The organism is Microcoleus sp. EPA2, from assembly GCA_020882975.1.
Lineage (GTDB): Bacteria > Cyanobacteriota > Cyanobacteriia > Cyanobacteriales > Microcoleaceae > Microcoleus.
In genome coordinates this window covers 1-15721 of record JAHRFD010000060.1, presented here as the reverse complement: position 1 = coordinate 15721, position 15721 = coordinate 1, and the positions used below count along the sequence as shown (strand labels likewise).

At 44.6% G+C, this 15721-nt stretch carries 13 protein-coding genes; 3 read left to right on the top strand and 10 right to left on the bottom strand.

The genetic code is table 11. From position 1 onward, the window contains the following. Positions 1 to 361: 361 nt before the first annotated feature. Positions 362 to 991: a flavin prenyltransferase UbiX gene (locus tag AAFP14_RS26195; RefSeq protein ID WP_341735098.1), complete on the bottom strand. Its 630-nt coding sequence runs from the start codon at positions 989 to 991 to the stop codon at positions 362 to 364. A 322-nt stretch (positions 992 to 1313) separates the two neighbouring features. Beyond that, a complete protein-coding gene (locus tag AAFP14_RS26190; protein ID WP_341735099.1) occupies positions 1314 to 3686 on the bottom strand; it encodes a ribonuclease R family protein in 2373 nt (790 codons plus the stop codon). Between the two features lie 477 nt (positions 3687 to 4163). Between AAFP14_RS26190 and AAFP14_RS26185 the strand changes: the two genes are divergently transcribed. Beyond that, positions 4164 to 5075, top strand: a complete 912-nt coding sequence (locus AAFP14_RS26185; protein ID WP_341735097.1) for a hypothetical protein — start codon at positions 4164 to 4166, stop codon at positions 5073 to 5075. Positions 5076 to 5224: 149 nt separating this feature from the next. Here AAFP14_RS26185 and clpP read toward each other — a convergent pair whose 3' ends face one another. Then, positions 5225 to 5839, bottom strand: a complete 615-nt coding sequence (gene clpP / locus AAFP14_RS26180) for an ATP-dependent Clp endopeptidase proteolytic subunit ClpP (RefSeq protein WP_340523335.1) — start codon at positions 5837 to 5839, stop codon at positions 5225 to 5227. Between the two features lie 273 nt (positions 5840 to 6112). Here clpP and AAFP14_RS26175 point away from each other — a divergent pair, with 273 nt between their 5' ends. Then, positions 6113 to 7267 (top strand): RNA-directed DNA polymerase, encoded by a 1155-nt coding sequence (locus AAFP14_RS26175; RefSeq protein WP_341735096.1) that lies wholly within the window; start codon positions 6113 to 6115, stop codon positions 7265 to 7267. Here AAFP14_RS26175 and AAFP14_RS26170 read toward each other — a convergent pair. The 4 genes from AAFP14_RS26170 to AAFP14_RS26155 all read right to left on the bottom strand — a co-directional run bounded on the left by AAFP14_RS26170 (position 7172) and on the right by AAFP14_RS26155 (position 12115). Continuing rightward, entirely contained in the window at positions 7172 to 7846 is a 675-nt protein-coding gene (locus tag AAFP14_RS26170; RefSeq protein WP_341735095.1) for a nuclease-related domain-containing protein, read from the bottom strand. The genes AAFP14_RS26175 and AAFP14_RS26170 overlap by 96 nt on opposite strands. Positions 7847 to 8086: 240 nt before the next feature. Next, the gene (locus AAFP14_RS26165; RefSeq protein ID WP_341735094.1) at positions 8087 to 9373 is read right to left on the bottom strand and encodes an acyltransferase family protein; all 1287 of its coding nucleotides are present in this window, start codon (positions 9371 to 9373) and stop codon (positions 8087 to 8089) included. Positions 9374 to 9510: 137 nt separating this feature from the next. Then, a complete protein-coding gene (locus AAFP14_RS26160) occupies positions 9511 to 10899 on the bottom strand; it encodes an adenylate/guanylate cyclase domain-containing protein (RefSeq protein ID WP_341735093.1) in 1389 nt (462 codons plus the stop codon). Between the two features lie 55 nt (positions 10900 to 10954). Continuing rightward, on the bottom strand, positions 10955 to 12115 hold the full coding sequence (locus AAFP14_RS26155; RefSeq protein WP_341735092.1) for a sensor histidine kinase: 1161 nt from the start codon (positions 12113 to 12115) through the stop codon (positions 10955 to 10957). 266 nt (positions 12116 to 12381) lie between these two features. Here AAFP14_RS26155 and AAFP14_RS26150 point away from each other — a divergent pair, with 266 nt between their 5' ends. Further along, positions 12382 to 13230 carry a Cof-type HAD-IIB family hydrolase gene (locus tag AAFP14_RS26150; RefSeq protein ID WP_341735091.1) on the top strand — a complete coding sequence of 283 codons (849 nt, stop codon included), beginning with the start codon at positions 12382 to 12384 and terminating at the stop codon, positions 13228 to 13230. Between the two features lie 73 nt (positions 13231 to 13303). On the opposite strand, the gene coaBC is transcribed toward AAFP14_RS26150, so the two are convergent. The 3 genes from coaBC to AAFP14_RS26135 all read right to left on the bottom strand — a co-directional run bounded on the left by coaBC (position 13304) and on the right by AAFP14_RS26135 (position 15523). After that, complete coding sequence (gene coaBC / locus AAFP14_RS26145; protein WP_341735090.1) at positions 13304 to 14503, bottom strand: bifunctional phosphopantothenoylcysteine decarboxylase/phosphopantothenate--cysteine ligase CoaBC; 1200 nt, start codon at positions 14501 to 14503, stop codon at positions 13304 to 13306. A 138-nt stretch (positions 14504 to 14641) separates the two neighbouring features. Beyond that, the gene (gene isiD / locus AAFP14_RS26140; RefSeq protein WP_340519840.1) at positions 14642 to 14854 is read right to left on the bottom strand and encodes a protein IsiD; all 213 of its coding nucleotides are present in this window, start codon (positions 14852 to 14854) and stop codon (positions 14642 to 14644) included. Positions 14855 to 14899: 45 nt separating this feature from the next. Continuing rightward, on the bottom strand, positions 14900 to 15523 hold the full coding sequence (locus tag AAFP14_RS26135; protein ID WP_341735089.1) for an alpha/beta hydrolase: 624 nt from the start codon (positions 15521 to 15523) through the stop codon (positions 14900 to 14902). Positions 15524 to 15721: the final 198 nt, after the last annotated feature.

Below are 15721 nucleotides of genomic sequence, written 5' to 3'. Positions count from 1 at the left end.
TGTCGCCGACTTGCTTCACCCCTACATTTCTGAAAAAGCTTGAGATTCTTTGTTATAGATGTCTAATGACTGCTGACTAATGACTGCTGACTAATGACTGCTGACTAATGACTGCTGACTAATGACTACTGACTACTGACTAATGACTACTGACTACTGACTACTGACTACTGACTAATAACTACTGACTACTGACTACTGACTAATGACTAATGACTACTGACTAATGACTACTGACTAATGACTACTGACTAATGACTACTGACTAATGACTACTGACTACTGACTAATGACTACTGACTACTGACTACTGACTACTGACTACTGACTACTGACTACTGACTACTGACTACTGACTTCTTTAATCTTCCTTCCAGCGTTTTAGAGGAACACAGTCAATACCCAACTGGTCTAAAGTACGAGCCACCACAAAGTCTACCAAATCCTCAATAGTTTGCGGATTGTGATACCAAGCAGGAATCGCTGGCACAATTCTAGCTCCAGCTTCCGCCAAAGTAGTCAAATTCCGCAGGTGAATCAAACTAAAAGGCGTTTCCCTGGGTACGAGTACCAATTTTCGCCCTTCCTTGAGTTGAACATCGGCCGCTCTTTCGAGCAAATCCGAACTCAAGCCAGCAGCCAATTTCCCTAATGTACTCATGCTACAGGGAATAATTATCATCCCTTGAGTGCGAAAGGAGCCACTAGCAATATTAGCACCGACATCTTGCCAGGGATGACAGCGGAGTTTGCCCATTGTCGGGACTCCTGCTTTTTCCCGCCAGAATTCCTCTTGAAGCGTTGGTTCTGCGGGCATTCGGATGTTCTGTTCGCTTTGCCAAACCATGTAAGTAGATTTAGATGCTACAAGTTCCACAGCGCGATCGGCTTCCAAGAGATATTTGAGAGTTCGCACCGCGTAAATCAGTCCCGATGCACCAGTAACTCCTAGGATTAGAGGCTTAGCGGGGACTGAAACAAAATTAGTCATGGGCAACGATCCAGCAATAAGCTCACTAATTATAGCGCGATCGAATTACACCAACATTGCCGACTCAATATTAATGTTTTTGGGCTTAATTTTATTTACAATTAGCCACAAGCCCTAGCCAGCCAGCAGACAGATTATTGGCATAATGGCAAGGCGAAACCTAGGGCTGCCAACTATCCCACCTGATACAGTAGACATCTCCTAAAAAGCTTATCAAGAACAGGCAGGATGCCTGTTCCACAATAATTATGGGAGATGTCTAATGACTAATGACTAATGACTAATGACTAATAACTAATGACTAATGACTAATGACTAATGACTATTCATCATCATCAAAAGCTTGACTACCGCCACCGACAGCAACTAAATCAATTTGCTGGCGATAGTAGTCAACACTCTTGACTTGAACTTCTACCCGATCGCCCAAACGGTACTGATTGCGGTTTTTGCGGCCGACGAGAGTTTGTTGGCGCGATCGATATTCGTACCAATCATCCTTCAGGGAAGAAACGTGCACCAATCCTTCAACACGCAGAATCTCACTCTCCGGTGGCCGCACCTCAATTTCCACAAAGAAACCGTAAGACTGAACACCAGTAATCAAGCCCTGGAAAGTTTGCCCGGTACGTTCTTTCATCAATCCGGTTTTCTTCAAGCCTTGCAAATCGCTTTCAGCGTCCTCAGCAACCCTTTCCCGTTCCGTCAGGTGTACGACTACTGATGCGAACTCCGTCTCAAATTCGTGGTGTAAGTCTGGGGGGAGAACATTCCAAGTAATTTGGCCGTGACAGGAGGAATGGTGCAGGTCAACTTTTTCCTTAGCCCGTGTGGTACGGCTGCTGCGGCCTTGCTCGAATACTGCTTGCAACAATCGCAGCACCAGTAAATCTGCATAGCGAGACAGTGGGGAAGTACAGCGGGTGTAACCTTCGGCCAAAGCTAAACCGAAGTGTGGTTTAGGAGTTGTGCTGTAAACAGCGGGCTTCATGGTGTCTTCCAGGAGGTAGGTGAGCACTCTTTCGGATTTCAATCCGGCAAACTGCTGGGTAAATCGCTGAAAGTCTATGGGCAGAACTTCTTCTTCATTTTCTAGGTACAGTTCGCCTCCGAGGTTGTTGGAAAGTTTGATGAACTCTTGAATGTCTGCATGATCTGGCATGGGCTGGACGCGGTATATTCCGGGGACTCCCAAGGCTTGCAGGTGGGTGGCTACGGCTTGGTTGGCGAGTACGACTAATTCAGATACGGCGGACTGGGCTGGGGGGGCGATCGCAAATGCTCCCAATTCCCCTTCATCGTCGAAGTGAGAGTTGGCGTCGGGCAAATTTAGTTCAAAAGCTCCTCGCTGGAGCCTTGCCTTTCTGGCTGCCTGGGAGGCTGCGGAGATTTGCTCTAGGAAAGGACGAAGGGCTGTGGATAAAGGCTGAGTTTCGTCATCGGATGTCGATGCCAGAATTGCTTCTGCTTGGTGATAGCTGAGCTGGTAGTCAATTTGAATGACGCTGGTTTGAATGGAGTATTCTGTTAGTTCTCCTGATTCGTCAAGGGTGAGCAACACGCTGAAGGCCAGTCGTTCGGTGTCTGGTAGCAAAGAGCAGCGCTCGTTGAGGACTGATGGTAGCACGGCGATGATTTTGTCTCCCAGATGGGCGGCAGTGCCTCGCTTGCGGGCTTCGCGGTCGATCGGGGTTTCCGGTTGCACGTACTCAGCGACGTCGGCGATGTGAATTCCGACTTGCCAACCTCCCGATTTCAGGGTTTCAATGGAGAGAGCACGTTCCACAGGCGGGTCCCACAGGAATGAGGCTGGATCGAATTCGTTTTCGGCTGTGGGAGAGACACTTTCTGGCTCGGTTTCTGGGACATCATAATTTTTGTCGCTGTTGGTTTCTCCCGGTTCGTTGTTGCTGAAAGTGACTGTGAGGATGTTACGCAAATCTAGGCGTTTTTTGATGTCGGTTTTTTTGAGTTTGCTGGGTAAATTTTCGGCGGCTTTGATGACTGCTGGGGGAAACGATCGCGGTAAGTCGTGTTTGCAGCATACGATGTCGAGGTCGTCGGCGGCTTCGGCGTCGGAACCTAGTACCTGTACTACTTTTCCGACTGGGCGGTGGGTGCCGAGGGGATAGCGTTTGACTTCGACGTGGACTAGGTGGTCGATCGCCTCTTGCAGATTGGTGCCGTTTGCCAGTAAGTCTAGTTCAAATAGCAGGCGATCGTCGAGGGGAATTGCTCTGTAGCTGATTCTGCCGGTGGGGGTGGCTGTTTGCTTGACTCTGGCGAGTACCGAGGGGTTGGCGCGTTCGAGTATCAACATCACTTCGCCTTCGGGGGAACGGCGGCGGCTACCTTCTTTGATGATTTTGACTAAGACTCGATCGCCATTCCATGCTGTCGAGAGATGACTTTCCCGCACGTAAACGTCTTCTGAACCTTCGGCGTCTTGAATTGCGAAGCAAAATCCTTTGCTGGAACAGCGCAGTTTTGCTTCTACCACATCGTCTTCAGTTACTCGGCGATATCGACCTTTGTCTTTGACTAAAATCCCAATTTTCTCTAGAGCTTCTAATGCGATTTGAAGTTTGAGTTGACTGGTGACATCATTGCAATCGAGTTTTTTCTCTAATGCTTTGGGAGCCACTAATTTGTCTTCTGTAAAATTTGCCAACAGTGCAGCGATAGAAAATTCCATGTAGCGATCGATCCTCTTTTTTCCAGCAATTAGTCTAATTTTGGCGAAATCGGCCACGCTCTTTCCCGCTTTCGCTGTGCTTACACGCCCTAGATCTGGCGCGGGTTAGTTAGGTGTAGACAAACACAGCCGCCTTGTTTGAGCGCGGAGTTTTTTTAGGAAATTCTCTCCCGACTCTACTGGCGGCAATTTTTCTGCTGTCTGTCTTCAACTGACTTCTGACGGTGCAGAAAACTGTGTCTTACCCTTACTACTTTTGCTTAGTTGCTTTGCCATTTCCTATAGGTAGAAATGACGCCCGGTGGCTGTTAGCTTAAACCGCGGGATGTGGCATGGGGTTTAGTGGCGTGAAAGGTGGCGTGGATGATTCACCTTTAATTTATTGTATGTTGAATAGGTGCTTTCAGAAAAAAGTTTTCTCGCTGATTGTACTACACTTAAGCCATAAGCCCCATCTGGTTTCGGGGTCAAAACATTATGTTTGCTCAATTTCGCGCCCTTTATCCCACTGGACAGTTAATCTGTGAATTGCTGACTGTTCATCACGGCAAGTTTGTGGTTCGCTGTCTGCTTCAGGTGGATGGCAAAACTCTCGCTACAGGTATGTCGGCTGCTGAGTCGGTTGAGGATGCTGAGGACCGCGCTCGGTGGCGATCGCTCGCTGTCCTGGGATTCGATCCGGCTCAATCTCCGACGATCGCCCCTGTTGCTCAGCCTCCCGTGGCACCTCCGCCTCCCGTGGCACCTCCGCCTCCCGTGGCACCTCCTGTGTTAGAAAGGCCTGTTACTACTGACAATTTTGCATTACCACATCAGAGCAGTTTTGTCAATAGTCCATCGCCATTAATCGAAGAGGCGATCGCACCGATACCGGAACCGTTGCCCGCCATGGTCGATCGAACTGTGACAGCCTCTAGAGAGGAATTTGACTCCGATGCTTGGCTGTCTTCCAGCTACGGCGCACCGATTCAGGAACGGGAGATGCCAAGGGCTAGCCAAACTGAAATTTTACAGGGGGCTGCCGAAGTCAGGGAGTTGGAACCAATTGCTGTTGGGATTCCGAGTGATGCGATCGAGGATATTTCTGAGACGATCGCCCAAGTCGAAGCCACCATGAAGCGCCTGAAATGGACTAAAAAACAAGAAACTGACTGTCTGCAACAAAATTACGGTAAACTATCCCAGGCACTGCTGTCTGCGGGCGAGTTGGTAGACTTCCTAGAATACCTGGAAATCTACAGCAGAACCACTGATGAAATCAAGCGCTTGGGCTGGAGTCCCAGTCAAGGAAAGGATTATCTCAAACAAGGTTACGGTAAGGAAGCGCGACACTTCTTGAGTAGAGAGGAATTGTTTGACTTTCTGCAATATCTGGAATCTTTACCTTAAGTTAGAAATTCTCCAATCCCAATTCTTAAATAAGTAGGGGATGGGACACAGAAGGTAGAATTTTGGGAAATTCTACCTTCTGTATTGGGTGTGCAAAAAACAGTTAAAAATCAAAAATATTTCCCCATTTTTGATTTTTAATTGTTAATTTAGGCAACGGCGGCGATCGGGCGAGTTGCAGAAGGACGGCGATCGATCACTTGATCCACCAAACCGTAATCCTTTGCTTCTTCGGCCGACATGAAGAAATCCCGTTCGGTATCTTCTTCAATACGCGACAGAGGCTGACCGGTATGATCTGCCAAAAATCCGTTCAGGCGGCGTTTGTGGTACAAAATCTCTTTAGCCTGAATTTCAATATCCGTTGCTTGTCCCTGAGCTCCCCCTAGGGGTTGGTGGATCATAATCCGGGAATGAGGCAGACTCATCCGCTTGCCTTTGGCGCCTGCACTCAACAGAAAAGCGCCCATGCTGGCCGCCAAACCGAGACAAATGGTGCACACATCGGGGCGGATGTGGTTCATGGTGTCAAAAATGCCCATACCTGCTGTCACCGAACCCCCTGGGGAGTTGATATAGAGGTAGATATCTTTTTCTGGGTCTTCGGCATCTAAAAATAGTAATTGGGCAACAATCAGGTTAGCCAATTCTGAGTCTACCTGTTGGCCCAAGAAGACGATGCGATCGCGCAGGAGTCGCGAGTAGATATCAAAGGCGCGTTCGCCACGACCGGATTGTTCTATAACTGTTGGGATCATTGACAGGGCCTGCCTCTTTACGTCTCTTTGTTTAATTTTAGCGGGTGGGGCTTATTTGTAGTTAGGGATTCGGTGGCGGGCGATCGGCTTTTAGGGCCAAAATCCTTAAGCTGTGATGGGTTGAGGCATTTGGGCAGCCGCAATTTCCCGATTCGAGAACTGAAATCGCTGGTTAGCGTCGCACGCTACTGGTATCTCGATCGGAAGTTCGATCTCCCTTATCTCATATCATTATAAAGTGCGATCGGCCATCCTTACATAAGTAATGAAGATCATTTTATGATTCTCTTTAGTAAAACATTAAAATTCACAACTTGCTACTATTCAATTGTGGATGGAAAATTATGTGAAACATATAATAGCCAAGGTATACCGATAGGGAATTCCGCAGAAGGCTTTATAGCTAACATATTCCTTAATGAAGTTGATGAAGCATTATTTAATTTAGGTATAAATTTTGGGAGATATGTAGATGATTTCCGCTTTTTTACTAAAGACAAAACTGAATCATTAAAAGCTTTAATAATCCTACAAGAATTTCTGCTGAAAAGAGGACTAAATCTAAATACTTCAAAAACTAAAATTATAGAAGCTCAAGAAAAAATTATTGAATTCATTAAACATTCAAATAAAAGCGGAGTTTATGGAATGCCGTGTGAAGAAGAAAGTTATAATGAAAACAAGCAAGAAAAGAAGCTAGATAAAACCCAAATCATCAAAGAAATTGATTCTCAAAAAACAAGTGAGGAATTTCAAAAATTATATTTCTCAAAATATCCAAAAAAAGTTATCAAAATACAAGATTTTGATGAAGATAGAGCAGAACAATTCTGTATTTTTTTGAGGAACATTAAATTCAACGCAAAACTAGAAAATCAAATATTTAGTCAACACATGGAATGGCTTTATATATTGTCAAAGAAGTACCCAAAATATTGGAAGAATTACTCTTGGTTGTTTGTGAAATTTATATTACACAATTATAGTAATGATATTCAAAAAATCAGCCTAAAATATCTTTTTAAAGTATTTGATGATGAACTTGTTAATATTTTTATCAAGACTAGAATTATTCATCACCTGGTTAAGCCACGAAAGGGGGCGTTAACCTATATAGAAAGAATAGGAAAGAATACAAAACTCAGAGATAGAATTATTGAATATATAACTAAGTTAATGAAAATCAGTTGTATCGCATTGCAATTGAATTGTATATATGCTTACTATCTAATTTTCAGAGATGGCTATCATCGTGGACATTTGCAAGACTTTGTATCTCATAACTTAAAGCGTCCAATACCAAAACCGATCCAACAGGCTGTTTATCAGATAGGAACTTTATATGATAACAATTCTCCTGGGTTGCCTTCTTTTGAAGAGATTTTGGAAGAGAGTGAGATAGAAGATGAATCCGAAGGCTTGAATTATCAGTAAATCTGTACTTGGAGATATGAGGTTAATGATTGAATCGGTGCGCTGCTCTCCAAGTTTTGTAAAATGTCCCTCCGCTTTATAATAATCGAAAACAGAAGATATCCAGCCACTAATATTTCCTAACTGAGGACGTAAAAGTAATATTTCTTCATGGGCTTCGGAGGGTAGATTGTTGACAACCCCATCAATATCAGGAAAAGCCACGCATTGTCCAATACAAAAATCTTTATTTTTAAAATTGTCGTGTTTACTGAGAAAATCCAAAAACTTAAACTTAATTTGTCTAGCTTGTTTAAAAGGAGATATTTTCATCTTGTGTTGGTTCTGATACCAAGCCATATTCAGATGATCGTAGGCGATTTGCCCTCCTTTGGCTTCTAGTATAATAATTCCTCGGTCGGGATGAAGAATAATGAAGTCAGCTTCCCTATCTTGAACGATATATCCGATGTGCTGCCACCATACTTCATGAAAAACAACGTAATCATTACTCAGATTATTTTCAAAAATTTGGAATAGAGTCTTTTCTGCGTTGCTCTTCGTTGTTGATGATAATTTTTTAGGAATCATTCTTGCCATAACTATTCACCTCTTCTCTTTTTAGATGGCTACTACTTTGTTGGTAAGTTTTTATATAGTAGTGGGAGGATAATTTTTATGCGTGTATATTACCGCAAAAGGCTTTTGTATGTCAAGCCCCACTAGCTACTATTTGCCATAGGAAGTCTCCCTTTCAAGCATCTAGTACCTCGTACACTCCGATTCAAGTAGATGAGGCGCTACCCAGAAAAGAGTTATATCCACTAGATACCAAACCACTCAAATTTTAATTTCCCAACCTCGGCGATACATTCCATACAAAATCAACCACCAAAATAACACCGCGGTTATGGCAAATGCCAGAGAACCATTCAGCGGGCCAGCCCAGGGCAAAAACCAGTTTTCGTAAATCCAAGTGTAGGTACTTGGAGGGCTATCGCCACTACCAATATGAGTTTTCAACAGAATTCTGGCGACAATACCGGAAGCCACAAACAGAAAGATAGCATTCAATCCCATGATTTCAAAGGGTCTCCCCCATTTCCAACGGCGCACTTCGATGGTTTCGTAACAAAATGCTAGCAATAGTAAGGCCCAACCGGCGGTAAATACTACATAGGAACTTGTCCAAAGTTGTTTGTTAATCGGAAATAAAAATCCCCACAAATGACCGATTACTAGGCAACAAAGTCCGCAGATTGCTAGGTTGATACTGGTGCGGGTTTTGATTGGCTGTACTCGCAGCCATTCTCCGGTAAAGTAGCCGATGAGGACTGTTACCGCTGCTGGTAAGGTGCTTAAGAGTCCTTCGGGGTCGAAGGGGCCGCCTTTGTAGAGGTGTTTGCTGCCTAGAATTAGCCGATCGACATATCCTCCAAAATTGCCCTCTGGCGTTAGTTCACCCGCACTGTACCCCCCTACAGGCACTATGGTTAACAATGCCCAATAACCGAATAATATGGCAATAGCGAGGAGTTTTTGGTGACGGGGGGAGAGGTTGATAATGGCGATCGCACTTATGAAATAAGCTAAACTAATCCGCTGCAATACTCCCATAATGCGGATTTTAGCGAAGTTTTCGATGGGGGCGTTGTTGAGAAGTACGTCAAGGGCGATCGAGGATGTGTTTAGCAGCAATCCTAATATAAATAAAATGGCGGCGCGCCTCGCAATCCGCCCGTAGATATTTGAAGAAGGAAGATGCGAAGTCAACTCCCCTTTACCCCCTTGAGGGGAAGTCAGAAGAACCCCCCCCAACCCCCCCCAAGGGGGGAAGGAATCAGCAAGAGGTTTTTTTTCTGCTTCTGGTTTTTCCTGTGTTTCTGTGGTTTTTGATGCTGCTGTTTCTATTTTTGTAGGAGTTTTAGTGTATTTGGATAGGGAAAATGACATCGCGCAGCCGACGATGAATAGGAAAAAGGGAAATACTAAGTCTGTGGGGGTGCAGCCGTGCCATTCTGCGTGTTCTAGTGGCGGATAAACTTGTTTCCAACTGCCGGGGTTGTTGACTAAGATCATGGAGGCGATCGCAATTCCGCGAAACACATCAAGGGATTTTAAACGCATAAATAAGTTATTGGTTATTGGTTATTTGTTATTGGTTATTTGTCTCTATTCCCTCATCCATTCCCCCCTTTGGGTAGGGGGGGTAGCCCAATGCCCAATGCCCAATTCCCAATGCCCAATTCCCAATTCCCCATTCCCTATATCTCTATCCCTTCCACAGTCAAAATTACCCCATTTTTCATCAACGTCTCGCAGCGCTCTGCATAAAATTGTGCTGCTTTATCTTGTTTATTTACTTGCAACACGCGCAAAAACATTTGTCTTGCTTGGGCGAATTGTTGCTGGTAGTGGAAAAAAATTCCCTGTTCAAAATAAGTTTGGGTTTGTGTTTTTAGTTCGATCATTGTATCTGAATCGCCGTCGTAGATTTCAAATACAGCCACAGGGGTTTGTTTTCCTTTGACTTGGACGCGATCGAGAAATCGGCACTTATAATGTTGGGGGTCGTCGATCCGACAAAGAGTTTGGACGCTAGCTACAATACCAACTCCGTAAAGCTTTGTCAATCCTTCCACGCGGGAGGCTAAATTCACTGCATCGGAAATCACCGTACTTTCCATGCGTTCCGCTTCGCCAATCGTACCTAACATTAAAGTTCCAGTATGCAAACCAATGCCGATGGAAATAGGTTGATAGCCACTATTTTGCCTGTGTTTATTATAAATTTTAACTTGCTGCTGCATCTCAATTGCTGCTTGGACGGCATCTTCTGGGCGATTGGGAAACAAAGCCATAATACCGTCGCCCAGATATTTGTCTATAAAGCCGTTGTACTGGCGAATCACAGGCCCAACTCTAGTTAAGTAAGAGTTAATAAAATCAAAATTATCTCTGGGAGACATACTTTCTGACAAACTGGTAAATGAGCGAATGTCGGCAAACATAATCGTCATTTCTGCTTGCACAGAGTCTCCCAATCTCGCATCAACGATGCTTTCTCTTTTAAGAAATTTCAAAAATTCGCGGGGGACAAAACGAGCGGAGGCGGCGGCAATTTTTTCCAGTTCGCTTTTGCTGGACTCGATTTGATTCAGGGAACTAAATGCTCTCAGTGCGGTGACTACTGTGGTAAATAATTTTTTATTTGTCAGTTCGGTTTTGGTTTTGTAATCATTGATATCATAGCTGACAATGACGACATCTTCTGGTACTTGTCCGGGCTGTCCAGTGCGTAGAATAATCCGCACTATTTTATTGTCTAAAATATCGCGGATGTATTTAACTACTTCTAAGCCTGCTTCTTCCGTTTCCATAACGACATCGAGCAAAATCAATGCTATATCCTGATTTTCTTTGATGATTTCCTTGGCTTCTTTGCCTGAGTAAGCGCTGACAAAATTAATTGATTTGTTTTCAAAACAAAATTCTTTTAAAGCTAATTTTGTAATATGGTGTATTTCTATTTCGTCGTCTACAATTAATACTTTCCAACTGGATTCTATAGTTTTTGTTTCCCGCTCGTCTTCTTCAATAAACATTAAATCTTCGTCTTCATTATCGAATATTTTTTGACTAGCTTCTGACATTGCTCCTACTCCTGAAGATTATTTTATTAATGCTTTAGCCTAGCTAATTAGCAATTTATGTTGGAATTTTAATCAAAAATTTTGTGCCACAACCTAGTTGACTTTGGCATTGAATTGTGCCTTGAAGTTTTTGATGCACTAAATTGTAAATAATGTGTAATCCCAATCCAGTGCCACCCTGACCTCTTTTGGTGGTAAAGAAGGGTTGAAAAATTTTACTGAGATTGTGGGGAGAAATTCCTTTGCCATCATCAGTATATTCAAATACTAACAGCTCGCCCTCTAGTTGTAAGTCAAAGGCCATCGATCCTTCGTCGTCTGGATCGTAAGCGTGAAGTAGGGAGTTCATTATCAGATTGGTTACAATTTGACAGAACACGCCAGGGTAGCTATCCAGTAAAATATTGTCAGGGCAATTAATCTTTACTTTGTGTTTAGTTGTTCTGAGTTTTGGTGTTAAAGATGTCAAGATTTCCTCTAGATATTTTTTCACGGGAAAAGTTCGTTTTAATTCACTGGACTGATCGACTGCTACTTCTTTAAAGCTATGGATCAAGTCTGCCGCTCGCGTGAGGTTAGCCAATATCATATTACTACTTTGCAATGCAGTATCCAGAAACTTTTCTAACTCAGATCGTTTAATCTGACCGTTGCTGTAAATATCGCAAAATTTTGTAACTTTTTCGGCCAGGAGTGAGGCGGCGGCGATGCCAATGCCGATGGGAGTGTTGATTTCGTGGGCAATACCAGCCACTAACCCTCCAAGGGCTGCCATTTTTTCTGATTCTACGAGTTGATTTTGGGTGGCTTTTAAGTATTCTAAAGTTTGGGAAAGTTCCGAGGTTCTCTCTTGTACTAACTGTTCGAGATTTTGATGAGTATCTAGCCCATTGTTGATGTTGAGGTTTTTATTTAAATATCCCAGATTATTTATCAAATTTGGGTATTTTGATTCTAAAATCGCTGCTTGGTCTTGGGCACCAAAGTGCTGATAGCAAGAGTGGGATTCTGTTAAGTAAATTTGCGCAATTTTCGGGATTCCTAATGAGAGATAAAACAGTCCTGCTAATTCTGCTGCTAATGCTTGTCCGTGGATATCCCCATTTTCTTCTGCTTCTTGAATTGCCAAGTCGTAAGATTTCATGGCTTCGAGGATGTTGCCGATTTTGCTAGCTTGTTCGGCTGCTAACAAGCTGTAATTATCCTGATAATTCATGAAATTAAAATTCCTTAATTCGGCATTTAATTGAGTTTAAAAAATTAGTGGCTTGTCTGTATAAGTCATGGAATATCCCAATATATCAGGGAAATTAGGGGGCGATCGCCCTGGAAAAAACTATAGATAGATGCTCTGTGGAATTCCTAATCTACATTTTAGCCTTCAAACAAGCCGAAACTGCACTTGGCGATCGCCACAGTGCAAAAATAAACTGGTCTGGGAAAATCTCAAGCTAAAATCAAAAAACAACTATGCAGAATATAATGACCTCAAATCCAGTCTCTAGCAGTGCAGACATTAAACTACTGGTAGTCGATATCGATGGTACGATCGCAGGTAAATCCAATAACATCCGAGAAGCAGTGAAGCAGGCTATTTTCGCCGCTCAGTCGCGGGGAGTGCAAGTTGCCGTGGCTACTGGTAGAATGTATCGATCGGCTTTGCGCTTTCACCGGGATATCGGCTCAACTTTACCGTTGATTTCTTACCAAGGTGCCTGGATTCAAGATCCCGCTAGTCAAAAAATGCTCCGCCACCAGCCCTTGTCGAAACAAACAGCTTTGGAATTGTTGGAACATTTTCAAGAACCACATTTACGATCGCTCCTTTCGGTGAATTTTTACATCAACGACCAACTTTACGTACCGGAAATTACCGCCGCCACCAGACTTTACGCACAACGATCGGGTATTCAACCAATTGCTATTACAGACTTGCGCCGAGATATTCCGGGTGAACCGACGAAAGTTTTGGCTTTGTGCGAAAATCCGGGGGTACTCGATGGCTTACTCAGCAGTATGCGAGAACGCTACACACCAGCAGAACTTTATTTGACTCGATCGGTTGCCACTTTTTTTGAAGCTACTCACCCTTTGGTTAACAAGGGAGCCGCAGTGCAGTACATCGCGGAGGAGTTGTTGGGTTTGCAGCCAGAGAACGTGATGGCGATCGGCGACAATTTCAATGATGTGGAAATGATATCCTATGCGGGCGTAGGCGTAGCGATGGGTAACGCTCCCTCGGAGGTAAAAGCTGGTGCTAACTGGGTGGCGCCGGATGTGGAGGAAGACGGGGTGGCTGCTGCGATCGCCCAATTTATATTGAACTCCTAGATCTTGCTAAATCCCCTATTCAACCATCGACAGAAGCGCACAGGGGGTGAATCAGCCGGATTTGGCATCAAACTCACGCTTCCAGGGCAAAGTCAAACAAGCGATGGGCCATTTCTAATTTACTGCAAGGTGCTATTTCCACTTGCTTTCCGGCGGCATTTATCAAAATTGCTTGATTGGTATTGCTACCAAAACCGGAGGCGATTTTGTCGATCGGATTTGCCGCAATTACATCCAATTTCTTGGCCCGCAATTTTTCCCAAGCTGGCTTGACAATATCACCTGTTTGTGCGGCAAACCCGATTAGTTTTTGATGTGGCTGTTTCAATGTTCCCAACTCTGCCACAATATCCGATACCGCTGTCAAGGGTAAAGCATCCGGGAGCGATCGCTTGGGCAATTTCTGACTGTGGTACTCCGTCGGTTTCACATCAGCCACCGCCGCCGCCATCACCGTCAAATCCGCATCGGGAAAACATTCCAGCATCCCTTGTCGCATTTCTGCTGCACTCGTGAGGGCGATCGACCTGACACCAGGCAATGATAAATCGCCACTTATACTATGTACCAGAGTTACCGTCGCACCTCGGTGCTGTGCAGCCCGCGCCAGAGCTAGGCCCATTTTACCAGTGGAAGGATTGCCGATAAACCTCACCGGATCGAGGTGTTCCCGCGTACCTCCCGCACCGATCAACACCCGTTTACCAGCTAAATCTCGATCGCCCTTAGTGTACAACAATGATTCTATGTGAGCCACAATCTCACTTGGTTCTGCCATCCGGCCCGCACCCACGCGATCGCACGCCAGCATTCCCGCCCCAGGCGACATAGCATGATATCGCCCATCTGTCAATATGTCGCGCCAATTTCGCTGCACCGCCGGCTGTTCCCACATATCCGTATTCATCGCCGGTACCAACAAAATTGGACACTGAGAAGCAAGTACCGTATTTGTAAGTAAATTATCCGCAAAACCCCCCGCCAACTTAGCCAAACTATTCGCTGTGAGGGGAGCGATGGCAAAAACCGATGCCCATTCCGCCAGTTGAATGTGCAAAGGGCGTCCGTGACTAGGTTCCCAGAAATCTTTGTCAGTAAAAGCAGCTTGGCGACAGAGGGTAGCAAAAGTCAAGGGCGTGACGAACTCTTGAGCCGCATCAGTCAGAATAGCTCTGACTTCAACTCCAGCCTTGGCTAAAGTTGAAACTACTTCACAAACTTTGTAAGCTGCAATCCCGCCACTAACGCCAATTAAAACTCGTGTACCCTTCATATCTTTTTGCATAAAAAAGAATTAGGAGAAGTCAAGATCGGCAGAGACAAAAATCCCTAACTCATCTATATAAATTGGCTACCAAATCTGTGGCTAACCTTCTCCTAAAACTTGCTGAGATTTTTGCTATTTTTGAGGCTATGCTTCGTCGTAGGCTTCCATGTCCAGAAGGTGAAGATAAGGCTCGACCAACTCCGGGCGCTGAAACGCAAGCGATCGCAGCAAATGCCAATCGTTCAATCCCTCAAAAGGATCGGTGTAATCGTCCACTTCTAGACGATCGGCCAATTGTGCCACATCCTCCGAAGTAAGTACAGCAATATCGCGCGATGCTTTGGTTAAAGTTTTCATCTTTATTCCGTCCCCGAGATTTCCGCCATACTATATCCTAAGCCTTTAATCCGATTTAGACACAGTTTCTAGAACAAAACTTCGCATTAGATCTACAACTTGTGGTTGAATCTCGTGTCCCATCGCAAATTCGTGGTACTGCACCGACGCCCCCCAATCCTTGAAACTATCGCGCGATCGCACTGCCGCACTCACAGGGACAATACGATCTTGAGTGCCGTGTACGATTAAAACAGGTGGCAACACGCTAAGAGCAACTGGGGACTGAGAATGCAAATAACCGCTCAAACAAATTAAACCAGCCAGAGGCAAAGTTAATCCCACATCCAGAGTCATGGCTCCACCTTGAGAAAACCCACCTAAAATCGTCTTAGACAAAGGCACACCCGTACTGCTTTCTAAAGACAATAAAAATTCTGTTAGCAATCGCCGACTTTCGATCAATCCCTTGGAGTCATTACCTTGAAGGTCATACCACATTTTGCCACCCGGTACTTGGGGGTGGGCAAAAGGGGCATCGGCAAACACAAACTCATAGTCTGGTAAATTGAATGCCGGCGCTAAAGAAGTCAAATCGCGAGCATTGGCACCCCATCCGTGCAAAGCGACAATCATACCGACTGGTGGGCGATTCGTACTCGGTGGAATGCTAATAGATTTTAAAGACATCGTAGATCGGTAATTAGTAATTGGTAATCGGGTATGGGAGGAATTATAAATTGTTGTGGCGAGTCCAGGGGAAACCGATACTTTTTTGCTAACTTTTGCTAACAAATATATAAGTTGAGGTTTGACTTCAACCAAGGCGTATCAACCGATGCCCGAAGGAAGATCCCACGAGCACCGTTTAGATCCCGGTTCATCTGA

Excerpts from the sequence above, each read along its gene's own strand:
- AAFP14_RS26150 (WP_341735091.1), top strand. The coding sequence starts at position 12,382 with ATGACCTCAAATCCAGTCTCTAGCAGTGCAGACATTAAACTACTGGTA.
- AAFP14_RS26170 (WP_341735095.1), bottom strand. The coding sequence starts at position 7,846 with ATGGCAAGAATGATTCCTAAAAAATTATCATCAACAACGAAGAGCAAC.
- coaBC (WP_341735090.1), bottom strand. The coding sequence starts at position 14,503 with ATGAAGGGTACACGAGTTTTAATTGGCGTTAGTGGCGGGATTGCAGCT.
- AAFP14_RS26190 (WP_341735099.1), bottom strand. The coding sequence starts at position 3,686 with ATGGAATTTTCTATCGCTGCACTGTTGGCAAATTTTACAGAAGACAAA.
- isiD (WP_340519840.1), bottom strand. The coding sequence starts at position 14,854 with ATGAAAACTTTAACCAAAGCATCGCGCGATATTGCTGTACTTACTTCG.
- AAFP14_RS26175 (WP_341735096.1), top strand. The coding sequence starts at position 6,113 with ATGATTCTCTTTAGTAAAACATTAAAATTCACAACTTGCTACTATTCA.
- AAFP14_RS26195 (WP_341735098.1), bottom strand. The coding sequence starts at position 991 with ATGACTAATTTTGTTTCAGTCCCCGCTAAGCCTCTAATCCTAGGAGTT.
- AAFP14_RS26185 (WP_341735097.1), top strand. The coding sequence starts at position 4,164 with ATGTTTGCTCAATTTCGCGCCCTTTATCCCACTGGACAGTTAATCTGT.
- AAFP14_RS26160 (WP_341735093.1), bottom strand. The coding sequence starts at position 10,899 with ATGTCAGAAGCTAGTCAAAAAATATTCGATAATGAAGACGAAGATTTA.
- AAFP14_RS26135 (WP_341735089.1), bottom strand. The coding sequence starts at position 15,523 with ATGTCTTTAAAATCTATTAGCATTCCACCGAGTACGAATCGCCCACCA.
- AAFP14_RS26165 (WP_341735094.1), bottom strand. The coding sequence starts at position 9,373 with ATGCGTTTAAAATCCCTTGATGTGTTTCGCGGAATTGCGATCGCCTCC.
- AAFP14_RS26155 (WP_341735092.1), bottom strand. The coding sequence starts at position 12,115 with ATGAATTATCAGGATAATTACAGCTTGTTAGCAGCCGAACAAGCTAGC.